The sequence below is a fragment of the Streptomyces sp. NPDC003038 genome, assembly GCF_040611115.1.
Lineage (GTDB): Bacteria > Actinomycetota > Actinomycetes > Streptomycetales > Streptomycetaceae > Streptomyces.
Map to the genome: position 1 here is coordinate 18,459 of NZ_JBEXNN010000043.1, position 15,562 is coordinate 34,020.

Below are 15,562 nucleotides of genomic sequence, written 5' to 3' on the forward strand. Positions count from 1 at the left end.
CCGTACCCCCTCATCCTCGGTCACTTGATCGAGGAAGGGCAAGGGCTTTCGATATGAGGCAAAGATGCAGGTCAGAGGCTGTTTTTCGACCACGGCAGAGTGGCCTGGACCGTGGTGGGGCCACCGGGTGGACTGGTGACTTCCAGCCGCCCGCTGAGAGCGGCGGCCCGGTCCTCCAGACCGCGCAGGCCCGTCCCGGACTGCGGGGAGGCCCCTCCGGCGCCGTCGTCGGTGACGGAGACGACGAGGTGACTGTCGTCCTGCTCCAGACTCACGTGGATGCACGTGGCCGACGCGTGCTTGACCGTATTGGCCAGACATTCGGCGATGATGTAATAAGCCGTCGATTCGACATCGACGTCGGGTCGCCGGTCGAGACCGCTGGACACGGTGACGGGCACGTGGAATCTCTCGGTCAATGCCGTGACCGCCGCGTCGAGTCCGCGGTCGCTGAGAATGGGGGGCTGAATTCCCCGGACCAGGTCCCGTATCTCGTCGAGCGCCTTTCGGATCTCCTGGTGCGTTTCGTCCACCAGGCGGGAAAGATATGCCGCGTCATCGCTCTTGCGGCGTTTCGCGTGCGAAAGGTTCATCAGGAGAACGGCCAGTCGGGCCTGCGCGCCGTCGTGCAGGTCCCGCTCCAGCCGGCGGTAGTCGGCGTCGTTGACGCGCAGGGCCGCTATGCGCTGCCGTTCGGCCGCCTCTTCCCGGCGCTGCGCCTCCGCCTCGTCGATACGGCTGAGGATGCCGCGCACCATGCGGGCACGCAGCTTGCCCATCCAGAACAACAGGCAGACCAGCACGGCGAAGGCGAGCGCGGCCGCGAGCGCGACGAGCACGCGCGTGCCCGGCTCGGCCACCAGGATCGTGTTGCCTGGCCCGAAGGCCAGCTGTTCGGGCGCCCCCACCGGCAGGGCCACGATGAAGGCGACGAGGGGAATCACCAGGGCGGCGAGCGGCACCAGCCAGACCGTGCCGAGCAGCAGCAGGCCCAGGTATCCGATGTCGTCCCAGCTCGCCTCCGAGGGACGACCCCGCTCCTCACGCAGCGCCGCCCGGTGCGGCGCCTCCCCCGGCACGGAGTCCCCGGCGACGGAGTGGGCCAAAAGCCGTTCCAGGTCGGCGACCGCCCGCAGCAGCGGCAGGCTGAAGGAGAGGCCGTCGCGCAGGGCGGCCATCCGTGCCGGGACTTCCCGCAGGGCGTCGCGCAGCGCCTGGCCCTGCCCGGGCGGCCGGCTCGTCCTCGCGGCGATCCCGGCCAGCCGGGCCAGGCGCGCCCCGCCGCGCACGCACAGGGCCACCGACGCCGGCAGTCCGACGAGCAGCAGCCAGGAGACGGCGCGCAGCGCCAGGGAGATGACGACGAGCGGGGCGACCAGCAGACCGACGAGGCTGCCGACCGAGAGGTAGATGAGCCCGGCCGCGACGCGGTAAGGATTCGGCAATTTCACGGAACTACGAACCACTACATTTCACTCAGTGCTGTCGTGCAGCCGTTCTATGCCGCGCAGATAGTCGAGTACCGCCAGCACGCGCCGGTGATTCTCCCCCGAGTTGGGGATTTTCAGCTTGCCCAGGATGGAGGTGACATGTTTTTCGACGGCGCGTTCGGAGATGCCGAGCCGGTTGACGATGCCGCTGTTCGTCAGACCTGTTGCCATGAGTTCCAGTACTTGGCGTTCCCGTGGCGTCAGCAGGCCCGTCGCTCGCTTTTCCCGCGGACTGCCGATGAACTGCTTGAAGATGTCGGAGTCCAGGACGGTTTCGCCTCGCCGGACCCGCCGCAGTGCCGAAAGGAACTCCTCGAAGTCCCCGACCCGCTGCTTGAGCAGATATCCCGTACCGCCGTGGGCGTTACGGACCAGTTCCTCCGCGTACGTGGGCTCCACGTACTGGGACAGCAACAGGACCGCGGTGTCCGCGCAGCGCCGCTGGATCTCGATGGCCGCGCGGATGCCCTCGTCGGTGAAGGTGGGCGGCATGCGCACATCGAGAATCACCACATGGGGCCGAGTGCTCTCGACCACGTCGAGCACATTCGTGGTGTCACCCATGGAAGCGACGACTTCTATTCCCTCGTCCGCCAGCAGCCGCGCTATTCCTGCTCGCAAGAGCGCGGAATCCTCGGCGATCGCGACGCGCATGAAGACTCCTGCTCGTGAGGATCGTGCCATTCGCCGGACTCGGCCGTCGAACGGTGCCCTTGAAGTAGATCCGTGTGTCTGAGGGCGCTCAGCATAGGGGCGGCCGGGCGGGAAACGCTACGCCAGCCGCCGTACCACACCCTATGCCCCAGTTCACTGGCGCGAAGTGATAGCAGCCACGCCGCCCCGCCGCACCAGTCGTCCGACGGCCGACAGGCTCACCACCACGCCCACGAGGAGGCAGGCTCCGGCCAGCGATCCCAGCAGACCCCACGGCACGCTCAGTGGCGCCTCGCCTCCGAACACCGTGAGCGCCCCCCGGTACGCCCGGGCGCCGAGAGCGACCACCGCCGCCGCGATCGCGACCCCGGCCAGGGTGGTGCCGAGGGTTTCCCACAATGCCATCCGGCGCAGTTGTCCCGTACTCACGCCGACCATGCGCATGCCGGCGATCTCACGGCCGCGCCGGCTGTACGACATCACGAGCGTGCTCGCCACGGCGATCAGCGCGTACAGGGACGCCGGGCCGGTCAGGACCAGCAGCACGAGCTGATTGAGGCGGTCCTGGTCGGTGGCGGCGTGCTCGAACCAGAGGTCCGTCGGTGTGACCTTCACCCGGTCCCCGCCCAGTCGTTCGGCCAGTTCCGCGGCGGCCTTCCCGGCGGAGTCCGCCGACGCCGCGTCCAGCACCACGTGCGCGCGTTCCGGCCGCGCCGCCGCGTCCCGGACGTCGGCGGGCAGCAGCAGATGCGGTACGGCGGACCCGCCGTCCAGCACCGCCGTCACCCGCGCCGTGACCGGCTCGCCGCCGAACAGCCCGTAGGTGATCTCGCTGCCCGCGTGGTGCCCGTACCAGTCGGCGAACTCCTTCGAGATCGCGACCTGACCGGCCTGGAGCGGCCCGACAGCCCCTTCGTTCACGGTGATCCGATGGGCGCGTGCGAGCGCGACCGGGTCGGCGACCGGGGCCTGGTCCTTCCACACCGAGTGCGGTCCGGCCACCGCGACGTCCACCGGAGCGGGCGCCGAGACCGCCGCCACCCGCTTGTCCGCGCGCAGCACGGCCAGTTCACCGTCGGTCAGGCCGTCGCCCCCGGCGGGCTCGACGACGAGCTGGGCGGCGGTGCGGGCGCGGTCGTCGGCTTCGGTGGCCGCGCCCGTGGTGGACATCACCGTCGTGAACACCCCGACGATCGCCACGATCGCCAGGACCGGCCCCACCAGTGAGGCCGTCCGGCGTCGGGAGGTGCCGGTCGCCTCCACCGCCAGCCGCCCGGCGACCGGGTCGGCCCAGCGCAGCGGCAGCGACACCAGCCGCAGCAGCGGCGGGAGGTAGAGGGGACCCAGCAGGGTCGCCGCGACGGCCAGCGCCATCGTGCCGAAGAGCGCCAGCGGAGTGGCCGCCTCCACACCCGCGTTCGGAGCCAGCGCCACCATCACCGCGCCGGTGACGAGCGTCAGCGCGCCCATCACCGCGCGTCCGGCGGTCATGGTGTGCGAGTCCAGGTCGGCCTCGCGCAGCGCCTCCGTGGGCCGTACCCGGGCCGCACGCTTCGAGGCGGTGAGCACCCCCGCCACCGCGATGACCAGGCCGCTGCCCGCCGCGAACACCAGGGGCCAGAACAGCGGTCCCGGTCGCAAATCGACCGGCGACAGACCGGTGCCGTTCAGGGCGTCCACCGCGTGGGGCGCGGCCACGGCCGCGACGGCGCAGCCCACCAGAGCGGCGGGCACGGCCACCGCGAGGGACTCGCCCATCACCATGCGGCGCACCTGCGGACCGCCCGCGCCGACGAGCCGCAGCAGCCCCATGTCCCGGCGCCGCAGGGCGATGCTGAAGGCGCAGGTGCCCGCGATGACGAAGACCGTCACGAATGCCGAGACCACGCCGGCGATCGCCAGCACGCTCTGTACCCCGCCCATGTCCAGCGCGCCGCTGGAGAGCGTGCGGGCCGCGCCCGTACCGTCCGTGAGGGTCACCGACGCGGCGGCGGCGCCCGAGGGCTGCTCCACCGCCCAGGTCGCGGCCAGCGCGGAGGCCGAGACACCGATCAGCGCCACACCGAGGGCGAGCGCCACGAACGTACCGACGAAGAGCGCCCAGTAGTGGCGCACCGACTGGACCGAGATGCGCCACATCAGCGCTCCCACAGGCTCAGCTGGTGGGCGACCGCGTCGGCGGTGGGGTGGTCGAGCCGCCCCACGACCTTGCCGTCCGAGAGGAAGATCACCCGGTCAGCGCAGGCGGCGGCCGCCGGATCGTGCGTGACCATGGCGACCGTACGGCCCGCCCGGTCCACGGTGTCCCGCAGCAAGGCCATGATCTGCCGGCCGCTCTGGCGGTCCAGGGAGCCGGTGGGCTCGTCGGCGAAGACGATCTCCGGCTCGGCCACCAGGGTCCGCGCGATCGCCACCCGCTGCTGCTGCCCGCCGGACAGCTGCGCCGGCCGCCGGCCCGCCTTGTCGTCCAGGCCCACCTGGCGCAGCGCTTCCATGACCTGCGCCCGCTTGACGCGGCCGCCCTGGAGCCGCAGCGGCAGCGCCACGTTCTCGTACGCCGTGAGCATCGGCAGCAGGTTGAACTGCTGGAAGACGAAGCCGATGCGGCTGCGCCGGATCTCCGTCAACTGCCGTTCGCTGCATGCCGCGAGGTCCGTGTCGCCGAGGAGGACCTTCCCGCTGTCAGGCCGGTCCAGGCCCGCCGCGCAGTGCAGCAGGGTGGTCTTGCCGGAGCCGGACGGGCCCATCACCGCGGTGAGGGCGCGCGTCGGGAATCCCACGCTGACCGCGTGGAGCACGGGGACGGGGCCTGCGGCACTCGGGTAGCTCTTGGAGACGGAAGCGAGGTGGACGGCGGGCAGCTGGATGTCGGTGAGCAGTGACATAACCCCAGTTCAGCAGAGGGAGCCCGGCGGGCGCAGTGGCCCTGCACGGAGTCATGGGGGGAGGGTTTTCCCTACCATGGGCCGCGCGCGCCGGACGGTAGAGTCGGGTCCCAGGACCAGGATCCGACGCGACCGAAGAGCAGGATCCGACGCGAACCACCGGGGAGATCCGCACCATGACCGTCGCCGTCTGGGAAGCCCTGCGACGGCGGCCCCTGCGCTTCCCCCTCACGGTCTGGCCGCTGCGCGCCTGGGCCTTCCTCCTCAGCGGGACCGTCCTGGGATTCCTGGTCCTGCTCGGCCTCGCCGCCCTGCTCTTCGTCGGCGTCGGCCTGTCGGTGGTGGGCATCGGCCTCGTGGTGCTGATGGCCGCCGCGGTTTCCGGGATCCCGGTCGCCGCCCTGGAGCGGCGCCGCATGCGCATCGTCGAACCGGACCCGCTGCTCGACCCGCACGGCTCGCTTCCCGGGACCGGCGCGCTGCCGTGGCTGCGGACCCGGCTGCGGGAGCGCGCGACGTGGCGGGAGCTCGCCTACGCCCTGGTCTTCGGCGTGGTGTTCACCGCCACCGGGGTCGGTTTCACCGCTCTCCTCGGGCTCTCCCTGATGCTGACGGTCGCTCCCGTCATCGTCTGGGCCATCTCCCCCGACACGGTGATGCTGATCCCGGGCCAGGCCATCTCGCACCCCGCCGGCGCCCTGCCGGGAACCGCCGCCGGGCTGTTCGGGCTGCTCGTCTGCGCGTACGCGGGCGGGCTGCTGGCCGGCGCGCAGGTACGCATCGCCCAGTTCCTGCTCTCGGCCCGTGAAGAGGACCTCAGCAGCCGCGTCATCGAACTCACCCGCTCCCGGGCCCGGTTGATCGACGCCTTCGAGGCCGAGCGCCGCCGCATCGAGCGGGATCTGCACGACGGCGCCCAACAGCAGCTCGTCGCCCTCAGCATGACCCTCGGCCTGGCCGAACTGGAGCTGCGCGGCCAGGACTCGCCCGCCTCCGCGCTCATCGCCCGGGCGCGCGGTGAAGCCCGCCAGGCCCTGGCCGAGCTGCGCGGACTCGTACGCGGCATCCACCCCCAGGTCCTCACGGACCACGGCCTGCCTGCGGCCGTCGCCGAGCTCGCGCTCCGCAACCCCATCCCGGTGACCGTCGACATCGAACTGCCGCACCGGATCCCTACGTCCGTCGAGACCATGGCGTACTTCACCATCACCGAGGCGCTGACCAACGCTTCGAAGCACAGCGGCGCCGATCACGTCGCCGTCGTCGGCCGGCTCAAGAACGACAAGCTCGTCCTGCTGATCACCGACGACGGGCACGGCGGCGCCGATCCCACCGCCGGAGCCGGCCTGCAAGGGCTGGCCGACCGCGTGGCCATTCTGAAAGGCAGGCTCATCGTGACCAGTCCCGTCGGCGGACCCACCCAGTTGCGCGTGGAGGTCCCGTGCTCCGCCTAGTGCTCGCCGAGGACTCCGTACTGCTGCGGGCCGGGCTGGTCGAGTTGCTGTCCCGGGTCGGCCACGAGGTGGTCGCCGCCGTCGGCGACGCCGAGGAGCTGGCCCGCGCCGTGGACGAACACCGCCCCGACGTGGTCATCACCGACGTGCGGATGCCGCCGGACTTCCACGACGAGGGGCTGCGGGCCGCGCTCGCACTGCGGGCCCGGCACGAGGGCCTGCCGGTGCTGGTGCTCTCCCAGTACGTCGCCACCGCGTACGCCACCCAGCTGTTCAGCGGCGGCTCCTCGGCCGAAGGGGGTCTGGGCTACCTGCTCAAGGACCGGGTCGGCGAGGTCTCGGAGTTCCTCGACGCGCTGGACCGGGTGGCGGACGGACAGACCGTCATCGACCCCGAGGTGGTACGCGTCCTGCTCCTCCAGCAGACGGCCGACAAGCCGCTCCAGCGGCTCACCCCCCGGGAGCGGGAGGTGCTCGCCCGCATGGCGGAGGGCCTGAACAACCAGTCCATCGCGCAGCGGCTCACCATCACCGAGGCCTCGGTGGTCAAGCACTCCAGCAACATCTTCATGAAGCTGGACCTCGACCCGACCGAGGGCAACCGCCGCGTGCTGGCGGTCCTCGCCCACCTGCGGGGCGAGAACCCGAGCCCCTGACAGGTCAGTCGGACCGTCCGTCAGTCGGACCGGCCCGGCGCGCTCACCCGGTCCGTGTCCGGGGTGAGCAGCCGGGTCAGCCGCTCCGCCGACACGTCCCACGACCACTGCTTCTCCACCCAGCGCCGGCCCGCCTCGCCCATCTCGGCCCGCTCGGGGGAGAGCAGCGTCCGCGCCACGGCGTCGGCGACGGCCCGTACGTCCCTGCCGTCGACGACCGTGCCCGTCACACCGGCGAGCACGGTGTCCGGTGCGCCGCCCGAGTCGCCCACGACGACCGGCAGCCCGCTGGCGGCGGCCTCCAGGAACACGATGCCGAGCCCCTCGGCCTCCAGGCCCGCCTTCCGGGTCCGGCACGGCATCGCGAACACATCGGCGGCCGCGTAGTACCCGGCGGTCGACGCGTGGTCCTGTCCCCCGGCGAACACCACGTGGCCGTCGGCGTGCCGGCGGGCGAGGTCGCGCAGCCGTGCCTCGTGCGGGCCCTGCCCGACTATCACCAGAACGGCGTCCGGCACGGCCCGCCGGATCAGCGGCAGTGCCCGGATCAGCATGTCCTGCCCCTTGCGGGCGACCAGCCGCGAGACGCACAGGACGACCGGCCGCGCCCCGAGACCGTGCCGCTCGCGCACCGCGCGCGCGGAGCCCTCCTGCGGCCGGAACTCCGCCGCGTCCACGCCCGGTACCAGCCGCTCCAGGCGTGCCCGGGGCCCGAGCGCCGGTGCGATGCGGCGCCGCGTGTACTCGCCCAGGTAGGTCACGACGTCGACGTGGTCGCCGATACGCCGCATCAGCTGCCGGGCCGCGGGCGTACGGGCCCACCAGATCTCGTGCCCGTGCGTGGTCGCGACCATCCGCCGGATACCGCCCTTGCGCAGCGCGGGCGCCATCGCGGCCAGCGGCGCGGCCGCCCCGAACCAGACCCGGTCACAGCCGTGCGCGCGGGCGATCTCCAGGGTGCGGCGGGTGACGCGGGAGGTCGGCAGCAGCATGCGGGTGTGGTCCCGTATCACCGGGAAGGGCAAGGTGGCGTCGTAGGCGGCCGCGCCCGGTTCGCTCGACGTGTGGACGACGACATCGTTGCCCGGGACGCGGGTGGCCATCGCGTGGACGAAGGTCTCGATGCCGCCCTGCCGGGGCGGGAAGTCGTTGGTGACGATCAGAGTGGTGCCCATGGGGGTCGTCGCAGCCTCACGTGAGGGAAAGAGGGACAGGGGGAGGGGAGGGGAAGGGGGAAGCTCAGGCGGTGAAGAGGTAGTTGCGGCAGTCGTCCGTGATCCGCGGGACGGCGGCCCAGCGGCCGTGCTGCCAGCGGTGGGCCGCGTAGCCGTAGTCGCGCAGATGCCGCAGCAGGTCGGCGGGCCGCGATCCGTACTTCTCCAGGTGCCGGCTCTCGATCTCCAGCAGGAGCGTGGGCCGGTGGTGGCGCAGGGTCCGCGCTCCGCCGTGGAGCACGGCGAGTTCGGCGCCCTCGACATCGGCCTTGACGAAGCCGATCCGCTCCAGGCGTTCCTCACGCGCCAGTTGGTCCAGGGTGCGGACCGGTGTCGCCACCGGGCGGGAGGTGCGGAACTCCGCGTTCGGCCCCGGCCCGCGGGCGTCCTCGGTGAGGTACGCGCGCCCGTGGACCGGAAGCCCGCGCCGTCGCGGGAGACTCAGCGTCCCGTGCCCGGTCCTCGCCCCCAGGGCGGTGCGGTGCACGGTCACATTGCCTGATCCGAGCAGCCGGGAGGCCGTGCGCAGCCAGCGGGCCGGGCCGGGCAGCGGCTCCACGCTGTGCACCTGGCCGGTCGGGCCGGCCAGCGCGGACAGCACCCACGTGTACAGCCCGTACTCGGCGCCGACGTCCACGCAGACCTCGCCGGGCCGCACCAGCTCGCCCAGCCCGGCCACCTCGTCCTCCACGCACATCAGCCGGGGCGCACTCCAGCGCAGCGCCGCGGCGACCGCGGCCGTGCGCCGGGAAGGGACGGCGCCGTTCACCGCGCGCCTCCCGCCGACAGCTGGCGACGGCCCGGTACGGCGGCCCGTACGAGGCGGCTCGCCACCGGAGCCGGCCGCTGCCCGGCGCGGACCAGCCGGGCCCACACCACCAGTACGACCGGCAGCGCGAGATACCCGAACCGCCCGGCGGGGGCCAGCAGGAAGGCCAGGCAGAGGCCGGCGGCCAGGCGGTCGGCGGCCGACACCAGGTCGCAGGGGGGCCGCAGCACGAGGGACACCCCCACCACCAGCCCGCCCGCCAGCAGCAGCCCGACCGCCGCGTACCAGCCGTAGGGGCCCAGGTCGGCGAGCAGCCTGCCCGGCAGCGGACTGCTCGCCGGGGTCCGCAGCTCCCCGCGGCCGGTGGGGAAGGCCAGGACCTGCTCGACCATGGGGCCGGGCGAGAGCAGCGCGCTCGGCAGCAGGGCCAGGGCCGTGCCCGCCACTGACACGCCGGCGCAGCGCAGCGCGGCCCGCCGCCCCGCACCGTACGCGAGCAGCGACACGGCGACCGCGACGGCCGGCCACGCCGTCCACTTCAGGGAACAGGCGGCGGCGAGGGCGAGGCCCGCGGCCGCCGGGCGCCGACGCGCCGCGAGCGCGAGGGCGAGGCAGAGCAGACCCGCCAGCGGCAGGTCGACTCCGCTCACGCACAGGGGCAGCGCCAGGATCGGCGAGGCGGTCAGCACGCCCAGCGCAGTCCCGTACGGAAAGGCCCGTCCGGTGCGGCCGCTCTCGCGGTCGGCGGGCAGCCGCAGCACCCGGCGACCGCTCCACAGGCAGGCGAAGAACGCGGCCGCACACCACAGCCGGGCGTCACCGAGCAGCTGGGGCAGTCGGCCGTCCGCTGCGAACACCGCCCGGGGGAGGCCGAGAAGTGCCATCCCGGGCAGGTACGGGGTGACGTCCGTGACGGTGCGGGGGTCGGCCAGATACGGAGTGGCCTGCTGGATCAGCAGCTGTCCGGAGCGCTCGATCACCGCGACCTCGCTCTGCGCGCTGCCGGTCAGCAGGAGGTAAAGGAACGGCAGGGCGACCGCCCCGGCGAGGGCGAGCGCGACCGAGACGGTCCGGGCGCCCGCCCGCGGCATCCACAGCGCGGCGGCGGCCGCGCACAGATAGCCGACAGCGGCACTGACGCCCCAGACGCGGTGGGTCTCCAGCGTGGAGATCAGGGGGAATCCGGCGGCCCATACAGCGGCGAGGAGCCATCCCCCGCACCACAAGGCCCTGCCGTTCCAAGGCTGATGAACCTGATGAGTAAGCACCCGTCCATTGCAGCCGGGTCGTTCGGCCCCGTCATGACGGCCAGGTCGAGACCTGGTGGTCGGGTTTCCCCTACCTCCCGTGCGCGGGTCACGGAACGGCCAGCAGCCGGGCGGCCCGGATCCGGTGCAGGTGGATGAGGATGTCGTGCGACCGCACCGGTGCGATGCGGTGTTCGGGCTCGGGATAGGCGGTGCCGATGCTCCGGGTGGGACGGGCGGTGGCCAGCCAGGTGCGCGCCGCCCGGGGAGCCGTGCGCAGGTCGGCGACGTAGTCGCGGCGGCTCACACGGTCGAGGAGGTGCTCGTTGCTCCCCCGGGCGGCGGGCCCCAGCGTGTGGACGCCGGTGGCGCCGTCGGGGCCGGTCGCGTTGAACGAGCCCCGGCCGAAGGTCGCGCCGACACTCACGTAGTCCGCGCCGAACCGGTCGCGCAGGAAGGCGCCTTGCATGGTGGGGTAGCGCGGGTCGGAGGTCCGGTAGGAGACGTGGGCGTCATGGGCGGACAGCAGGATCTTCTGCCCGGTGTGCGCGTGCCACCAGGCGACGTTGTCGGCCATGAGCCGGTCCCGGAAGCGCATGGACGCCTTGAGCTGTTCCGGGTCCTCGAAGTCGAAGGCGTAGCCGCGGGCGGTCTGGGCGATGGCGGTCGCATGCTGCTCGGCCCAGGCGTACGCCTCCCGCGCCGGCGCTCCCGGGCGCACCGGCTGTTCGGTGAGCAGGGCCAGGGCTTGTTCGCTCCTGGCGGCCATGTCCCGTCGTTCGGCCAGGGGGCGGTCGAGGTACCCCTTCATGTACGGGCCGGCCGCGGTGGTGGGACGCAGGCCCCCGTACAGCTCGTTGAATCGGGGCAGCAGCGCCGGGTGTTCCCGGGCCACGTAGTCGAGCACCTTGTCGTAGAGCTCCGGCCCGGCGTAGGCGAAGTCGTCGCCCATGAAACGCAACGGATCCTGCGGGTGGGCGTTGTTGTAGGCGCGCATCCATTCGATGAGCGCCAGGTACTCCTCGGTGTTCCACCAGGCGTAGGTGTCCTGGAACTCCTCTCGCATGATCTGCCGCGGATCGCTCCTGCCCGTCAGCAGGTACGCGTCGAGCCGCAGGCCGCTGCTCCAGCTCGCCTCCAGCGCGAAGGTCCGAAAGCCCTTCTCCTCGACCAGGTAGCGCATGACGCGGTGCTTCAGCGTGAAGAACTCGTGCGAGCTGTGCGTCGCCTCGCCCAGCCCGACGACCCGGGCGTCGCCGACCATCCGCCCGAAGGGCCGCAGGTCGCTCAGGTCCCCGTCGGGCCCGGTGCTCTCCAGCGGGTGGGCGGCGCGTTCCATGGCGGACAGGGCCCGCTGCTCGGGTGGGGGCAGCGCGGCGGTGAGGAGAGCGCCCACGCAGAGCAGCAGTACGAGCAAGAGTGCCGACCGGTGTCGTGTCATACGCCAAGGCTCTGCCCCGGGCGGGCACCGCGGCCATCCGACGCACCCCCCGCCACCCCACGGGGTGACCCGACCCCGGGCACCCCGCTAAACCGGAAGGACGGCGCGTTTCGGGGGCGAGGGGTCACCGGGGCCGGGGTGATCCGCAGGCCGACCGGTCGGCGACACGTCGTCCTCGGGCCTTCTCATGTCGTACGTCCCTTCGTGGGCTGCGGCTTCGTGGGGTGCGGCTGCGGGAGCGGGGGGAGAGCGGGGAGCGCCGGGGCCTGCGGGAGCGGCGCGGCGCATGCGGGCGGCTCCTCGGCCACCGCCACCGCCACCAGGCGGGAGACGGCTTCGCGCCCGAACCGTCCGGGGCAGCCGTCAGGGAGCGGGCCGAGGCCGTGGGCACCGATGTCCGCCAGGCACAGGGTGAGCAGCCGGACCAGCTGCGCCCGGTGGACCGAAGCGCACACGGGGCGCCTCGCCACGCCGAAGTGCGCGTCGGCCAGGGCGTGTTCGGCCTCGGTGGGCCCGTCGCCGGAGCGGCGGCCGGCCCACTGGAGCGGAGCCGCGCCATCGGCGACGAGCCTTCTGCCCACGGCCGTGTGCACCCGCTGATTGTGCGTGACCGCGCGGGTCAGCGGGTCGAGTGCGCAGGCCCGGTGACGGTCCTGGGCCGCGCGCAGGGCGATGGGCACAGGAGCGTGGTCGCGGGCCCACTCGGCGCTGAAGGCGGGGTGCGCGGTCATCATCCCCGGGCGCAGGACGGCCGCGTACTGCTCGGGCGAGCAGCTGCCGGAGTACAGGAAGAGCACCGAGTGGACGTCGTACAGCGCCACCGTCCAGACGATCAGACGCCTGGCCTCCGCTTCGGGTGTGGCGGCCAGCGCGTTCAGCGCCCGCGCCTGCAACTGGCGTACGACGAGCGCCGCGTGGTGGCCGGTGCGCCAGCGGTGGCGGACCAGGCCGGTCTCGTCGGACGGTGGCAGGTACGCGGCGGGCGGACCCTCGGTGAGGCTCGTGCGCAGGGCGGACAGCTCACCGTCCAGGCGGTCCGCGCAGCGGTCGTGGTGGCAGGGGGCCAGTTCCCCGCCGGGCATGGGAAGGATCAGCGGCGACGCCTCGGCCGGTGTGCGGGCCGTCGTGCCGCGGGGCGTCACCACAGCGCGACGGGGATCGCGGGTGGGCGGGGTGGAGTCGAGGAGCATCGCTCATATCCCTGTGGTCCGGTTGCCGAGGCGTGGGGTCCGAAGCCCGGGAGGAGAGAGCCTGTCCGCCGCCCCGGGATCACCCGGTTGATCAACGACGTCGCCACCGGGTGGAAACGGCGGGTTCCGGCCCGCTCGGGCGGGCCGGGTCCGGCGGTCGCCGTGTCGTCGGGTACCGCTCGACGCGCGGGGTGTGGAGGTCGGAGGTGACGTGGGACCGCCGGTCCGGTCCGGACCGGCGGGAGGTTCCTAGCCGCGGGGCACCACGGTGCCCAGGACCTGCGGCAGCGGATACCAGTCGGCCGACACGACGGAGGCGTGGCGTCCGGCGAGCAGCGCGAGGCGTTCGCGGGCCTGGGCCTCGGTCGGCCGGGTGGAGTCGATGGCGGGGGCGACGCCGTGGGCGTCGGTGGCGATCAGCAGGTAGTGGTTGCGGTCGTACCAGGCGGCGTCGATGGAGCCGCTCGCGTACGCGCTCGCATCCCCGTCGAAGATCACGAACCAGGGGCGGATCGAGGCGTCGGCGTAGCGCCCGCGCGGGTCACCGGCCTCGGCCCGGTGCACGGCCGGGAAGGCAGCGGCCTGGCCGAGCCGGCCCGCCGCGGCGAGGGAGCGCAGGTGGGTGGCGTACTCCCGGTCGGTCCACAGGGTGTCCGAGCCGTTGCCTTCCTCCACGGTGCCGGGGATCAGCTCCACGATGAACTTCCCGGCCAGGTCCGCCCGGCTGGGCCAGGCCCCGGCCCGGGCGGCCGTGTCGAGGTCGGGGTGGCCTGCGGCCAGCTGACCGGGACGGTAGACGGCGTCCCCGAGCTTTCCCGTCAGCAGCGCGTCGAGGTCGGCCGGCCCGCGCCCCAGATTGGCGGCGAAGCCGTCTTTGAGCTCGACCTTCAGGATGACCGGCCGGTGGCCGGGGTGGGCGTCGTGCCAGCTGCGGATGTCGGAGAGGCAGCCCGCGAGGTTCTGGTTGCGGGACTTGGTGCGCAACTGGGCGGGGCTGGTGGCGTTCTCGCAGTTGTTGTCGTTGCCGAAGGGGTTGTCGTGGGAGACCCGCCACGAGCTGCCGAAGAAGTTGGTCCACACGTCGAGTTCGAGCATGGCGGCGCCGGAGTCCAGCGCGTCCGCGAAGTAGGGGTATTTGGACTTCTCGTAGGCGTTGTGCACGCCGACGCCGGTCGATCCCGCGTACGGGAGACCGTCCGCGGCGGGCGCGGCGGCGCCGGCCGGTGCCGTACTCAGCGCGAGGGCCACGGCCGCCAGGCCCGCGGCCACCGACCCCGCCATCCGGTTGAGCGATCTCATGCCCGGGCTCCCGTCCGTCCATCCATCGGTCCGACATGTACACGGTCAATGCGCGTGGAGCGTAAGGGAGTTGGGTGACATGCGGAAGGACGGAGGGTGACGCGCGGAGGTGTGTGATCACGGACACGTCCCGAGTCCGGAACCCCTCTCCGCTTCATGCCCATCGAACGAAGCGTCGGAGGCGGCAGCGGACGCCGCACCGGACGAATCGCCGGGGCGGGAGTGTCACATGGTCAGCAGGGTTAAGGGACGGGCCGTACGGGTCTGCGTGCTCGTGGGCGTCCTGTGCGCGCTGCTCCTCGCGGGCGCCGCTGCCTGGCAGTGGCGCGGCATCGTCGCGCATCTCGCGGACGGGGATCCCGCGCAGGGCAGCTACCGGCAGGATCCGGAGCGCGCCGACCGGACGGCGTCCGCCGTGCTCGACGGGATCGTCCGCGAGGAGCCGGACCCGCCCACCGACGGCAGGGCCTTCGGCGACGGCGCCCCGGTGGACTGGCGGTCCGCCGGCTGGCAGCCCTCCGACCCCCTGGAGGCCCGCCCGGCCCCCGCCGAGCCCGCGATCGGCGCGCTCTTCTCCCCCGGCAACGACGGCGACCCCGACCACCACTGCTCGGCCGGCGTGGTCCACTCCCCGGGCGGCGACCTCATCGTGACCGCCGCCCACTGCGTCTACAGGGGCGGCTTCCGCACCAACCTCGCCTTCGCCCCCGGCTACCGGGACGGCGTGGCGCCGTACGGCATCTGGGTGCCGACCCGGATCGACGTCGACCCCCGCTGGACCGAGGACCAGGACCCCGACCACGACGTCGCCTTCATCCGGCTGCGCCGCCCCGGCCACCCCGGGCAGCGGCTTGAGGACGTCACCGGAGCCGCGACGATCCGCTTCGGACCTGAACTCCCCGCCCCGTCACGGGTCGTGGGCTACCCGAACACCGAGGAACACCCGGTGGACTGCCGTACGACGGCCCACGCGGCCGGGCCGGCCCAGCTGCGCCTGGACTGCGCGGACATCCCCAACGGCACGAGCGGCGGACCCGTCCTGACCGACGCCCGCACCCTGATCGGGGTGATCGGCGGCCGGGACGGGGGCGGGGACGACGAGACCTCGTACAGCAGCTACTTCGGCGACGGCGTCCGCGCCGTGTACGAACGCTCCACCCAGCCCGGGCCTTACTGATCGTTTCAGAATGCGGTGCGTAGCCGTCTCAAGCAGATGATGGAGCAGGCGAGTTCGAGGAGGCCCTGGTGGAGGTCTGCGCGTAT

13 protein-coding genes are annotated in these 15,562 nt (G+C 72.9%); 3 read left to right on the forward strand and 10 right to left on the reverse strand.

Going from position 1 to position 15,562, the window contains the following annotated elements:
* Positions 1-71: 71 nt before the first annotated feature.
* From ABZX75_RS31135 to ABZX75_RS31150, 4 genes are all read right to left on the reverse strand, one after another.
* Positions 72-1,445: a sensor histidine kinase gene (locus ABZX75_RS31135; RefSeq protein WP_355416498.1), complete on the reverse strand. Its 1,374-nt coding sequence runs from the start codon at positions 1,443-1,445 to the stop codon at positions 72-74.
* 27 nt (positions 1,446-1,472) lie between these two features.
* Positions 1,473-2,144: a response regulator transcription factor gene (locus ABZX75_RS31140; RefSeq protein WP_355416501.1), complete on the reverse strand. Its 672-nt coding sequence runs from the start codon at positions 2,142-2,144 to the stop codon at positions 1,473-1,475.
* 153 nt (positions 2,145-2,297) lie between these two features.
* Complete coding sequence (locus ABZX75_RS31145) at positions 2,298-4,283, reverse strand: ABC transporter permease (RefSeq protein ID WP_355416504.1); 1,986 nt, start codon at positions 4,281-4,283, stop codon at positions 2,298-2,300.
* Entirely contained in the window at positions 4,283-5,029 is a 747-nt protein-coding gene (locus tag ABZX75_RS31150) for an ABC transporter ATP-binding protein (protein WP_355416507.1), read from the reverse strand. The genes ABZX75_RS31145 and ABZX75_RS31150 overlap by 1 nt, the downstream gene beginning before the upstream one ends.
* 176 nt (positions 5,030-5,205) lie before the next feature.
* Between ABZX75_RS31150 and ABZX75_RS31155 the strand changes: the two genes are divergently transcribed.
* On the forward strand, positions 5,206-6,483 hold the full coding sequence (locus ABZX75_RS31155; protein ID WP_355416510.1) for a sensor domain-containing protein: 1,278 nt from the start codon (positions 5,206-5,208) through the stop codon (positions 6,481-6,483).
* Positions 6,471-7,139: a response regulator transcription factor gene (locus ABZX75_RS31160; RefSeq protein ID WP_355416513.1), complete on the forward strand. Its 669-nt coding sequence runs from the start codon at positions 6,471-6,473 to the stop codon at positions 7,137-7,139. The genes ABZX75_RS31155 and ABZX75_RS31160 overlap by 13 nt, the downstream gene beginning before the upstream one ends.
* Positions 7,140-7,159: 20 nt before the next feature.
* On the opposite strand, the gene ABZX75_RS31165 is transcribed toward ABZX75_RS31160, so the two are convergent.
* The 6 genes from ABZX75_RS31165 to ABZX75_RS31190 all read right to left on the reverse strand — a co-directional run bounded on the left by ABZX75_RS31165 (position 7,160) and on the right by ABZX75_RS31190 (position 14,299).
* Positions 7,160-8,314 (reverse strand): glycosyltransferase family 4 protein, encoded by a 1,155-nt coding sequence (locus ABZX75_RS31165; RefSeq protein ID WP_355416516.1) that lies wholly within the window; start codon positions 8,312-8,314, stop codon positions 7,160-7,162.
* Positions 8,315-8,378: 64 nt separating this feature from the next.
* The gene (locus ABZX75_RS31170) at positions 8,379-9,122 is read right to left on the reverse strand and encodes an FkbM family methyltransferase (RefSeq protein WP_355416519.1); all 744 of its coding nucleotides are present in this window, start codon (positions 9,120-9,122) and stop codon (positions 8,379-8,381) included.
* On the reverse strand, positions 9,119-10,390 hold the full coding sequence (locus ABZX75_RS31175) for a glycosyltransferase 87 family protein (RefSeq protein ID WP_355416522.1): 1,272 nt from the start codon (positions 10,388-10,390) through the stop codon (positions 9,119-9,121). The genes ABZX75_RS31170 and ABZX75_RS31175 overlap by 4 nt, the downstream gene beginning before the upstream one ends.
* Positions 10,391-10,478: 88 nt before the next feature.
* Positions 10,479-11,810 carry an erythromycin esterase family protein gene (locus ABZX75_RS31180; protein WP_355416525.1) on the reverse strand — a complete coding sequence of 444 codons (1,332 nt, stop codon included), beginning with the start codon at positions 11,808-11,810 and terminating at the stop codon, positions 10,479-10,481.
* Positions 11,811-11,995: 185 nt separating this feature from the next.
* On the reverse strand, positions 11,996-13,000 hold the full coding sequence (locus ABZX75_RS31185) for a hypothetical protein (RefSeq protein ID WP_355416528.1): 1,005 nt from the start codon (positions 12,998-13,000) through the stop codon (positions 11,996-11,998).
* Positions 13,001-13,249: 249 nt separating this feature from the next.
* On the reverse strand, positions 13,250-14,299 hold the full coding sequence (locus tag ABZX75_RS31190; RefSeq protein ID WP_355416531.1) for a phosphatidylinositol-specific phospholipase C domain-containing protein: 1,050 nt from the start codon (positions 14,297-14,299) through the stop codon (positions 13,250-13,252).
* A 229-nt stretch (positions 14,300-14,528) separates the two neighbouring features.
* Between ABZX75_RS31190 and ABZX75_RS31195 the strand changes: the two genes are divergently transcribed.
* Positions 14,529-15,476, forward strand: a complete 948-nt coding sequence (locus ABZX75_RS31195) for a trypsin-like peptidase domain-containing protein (RefSeq protein WP_355416534.1) — start codon at positions 14,529-14,531, stop codon at positions 15,474-15,476.
* Positions 15,477-15,562 lie beyond the last annotated feature (86 nt).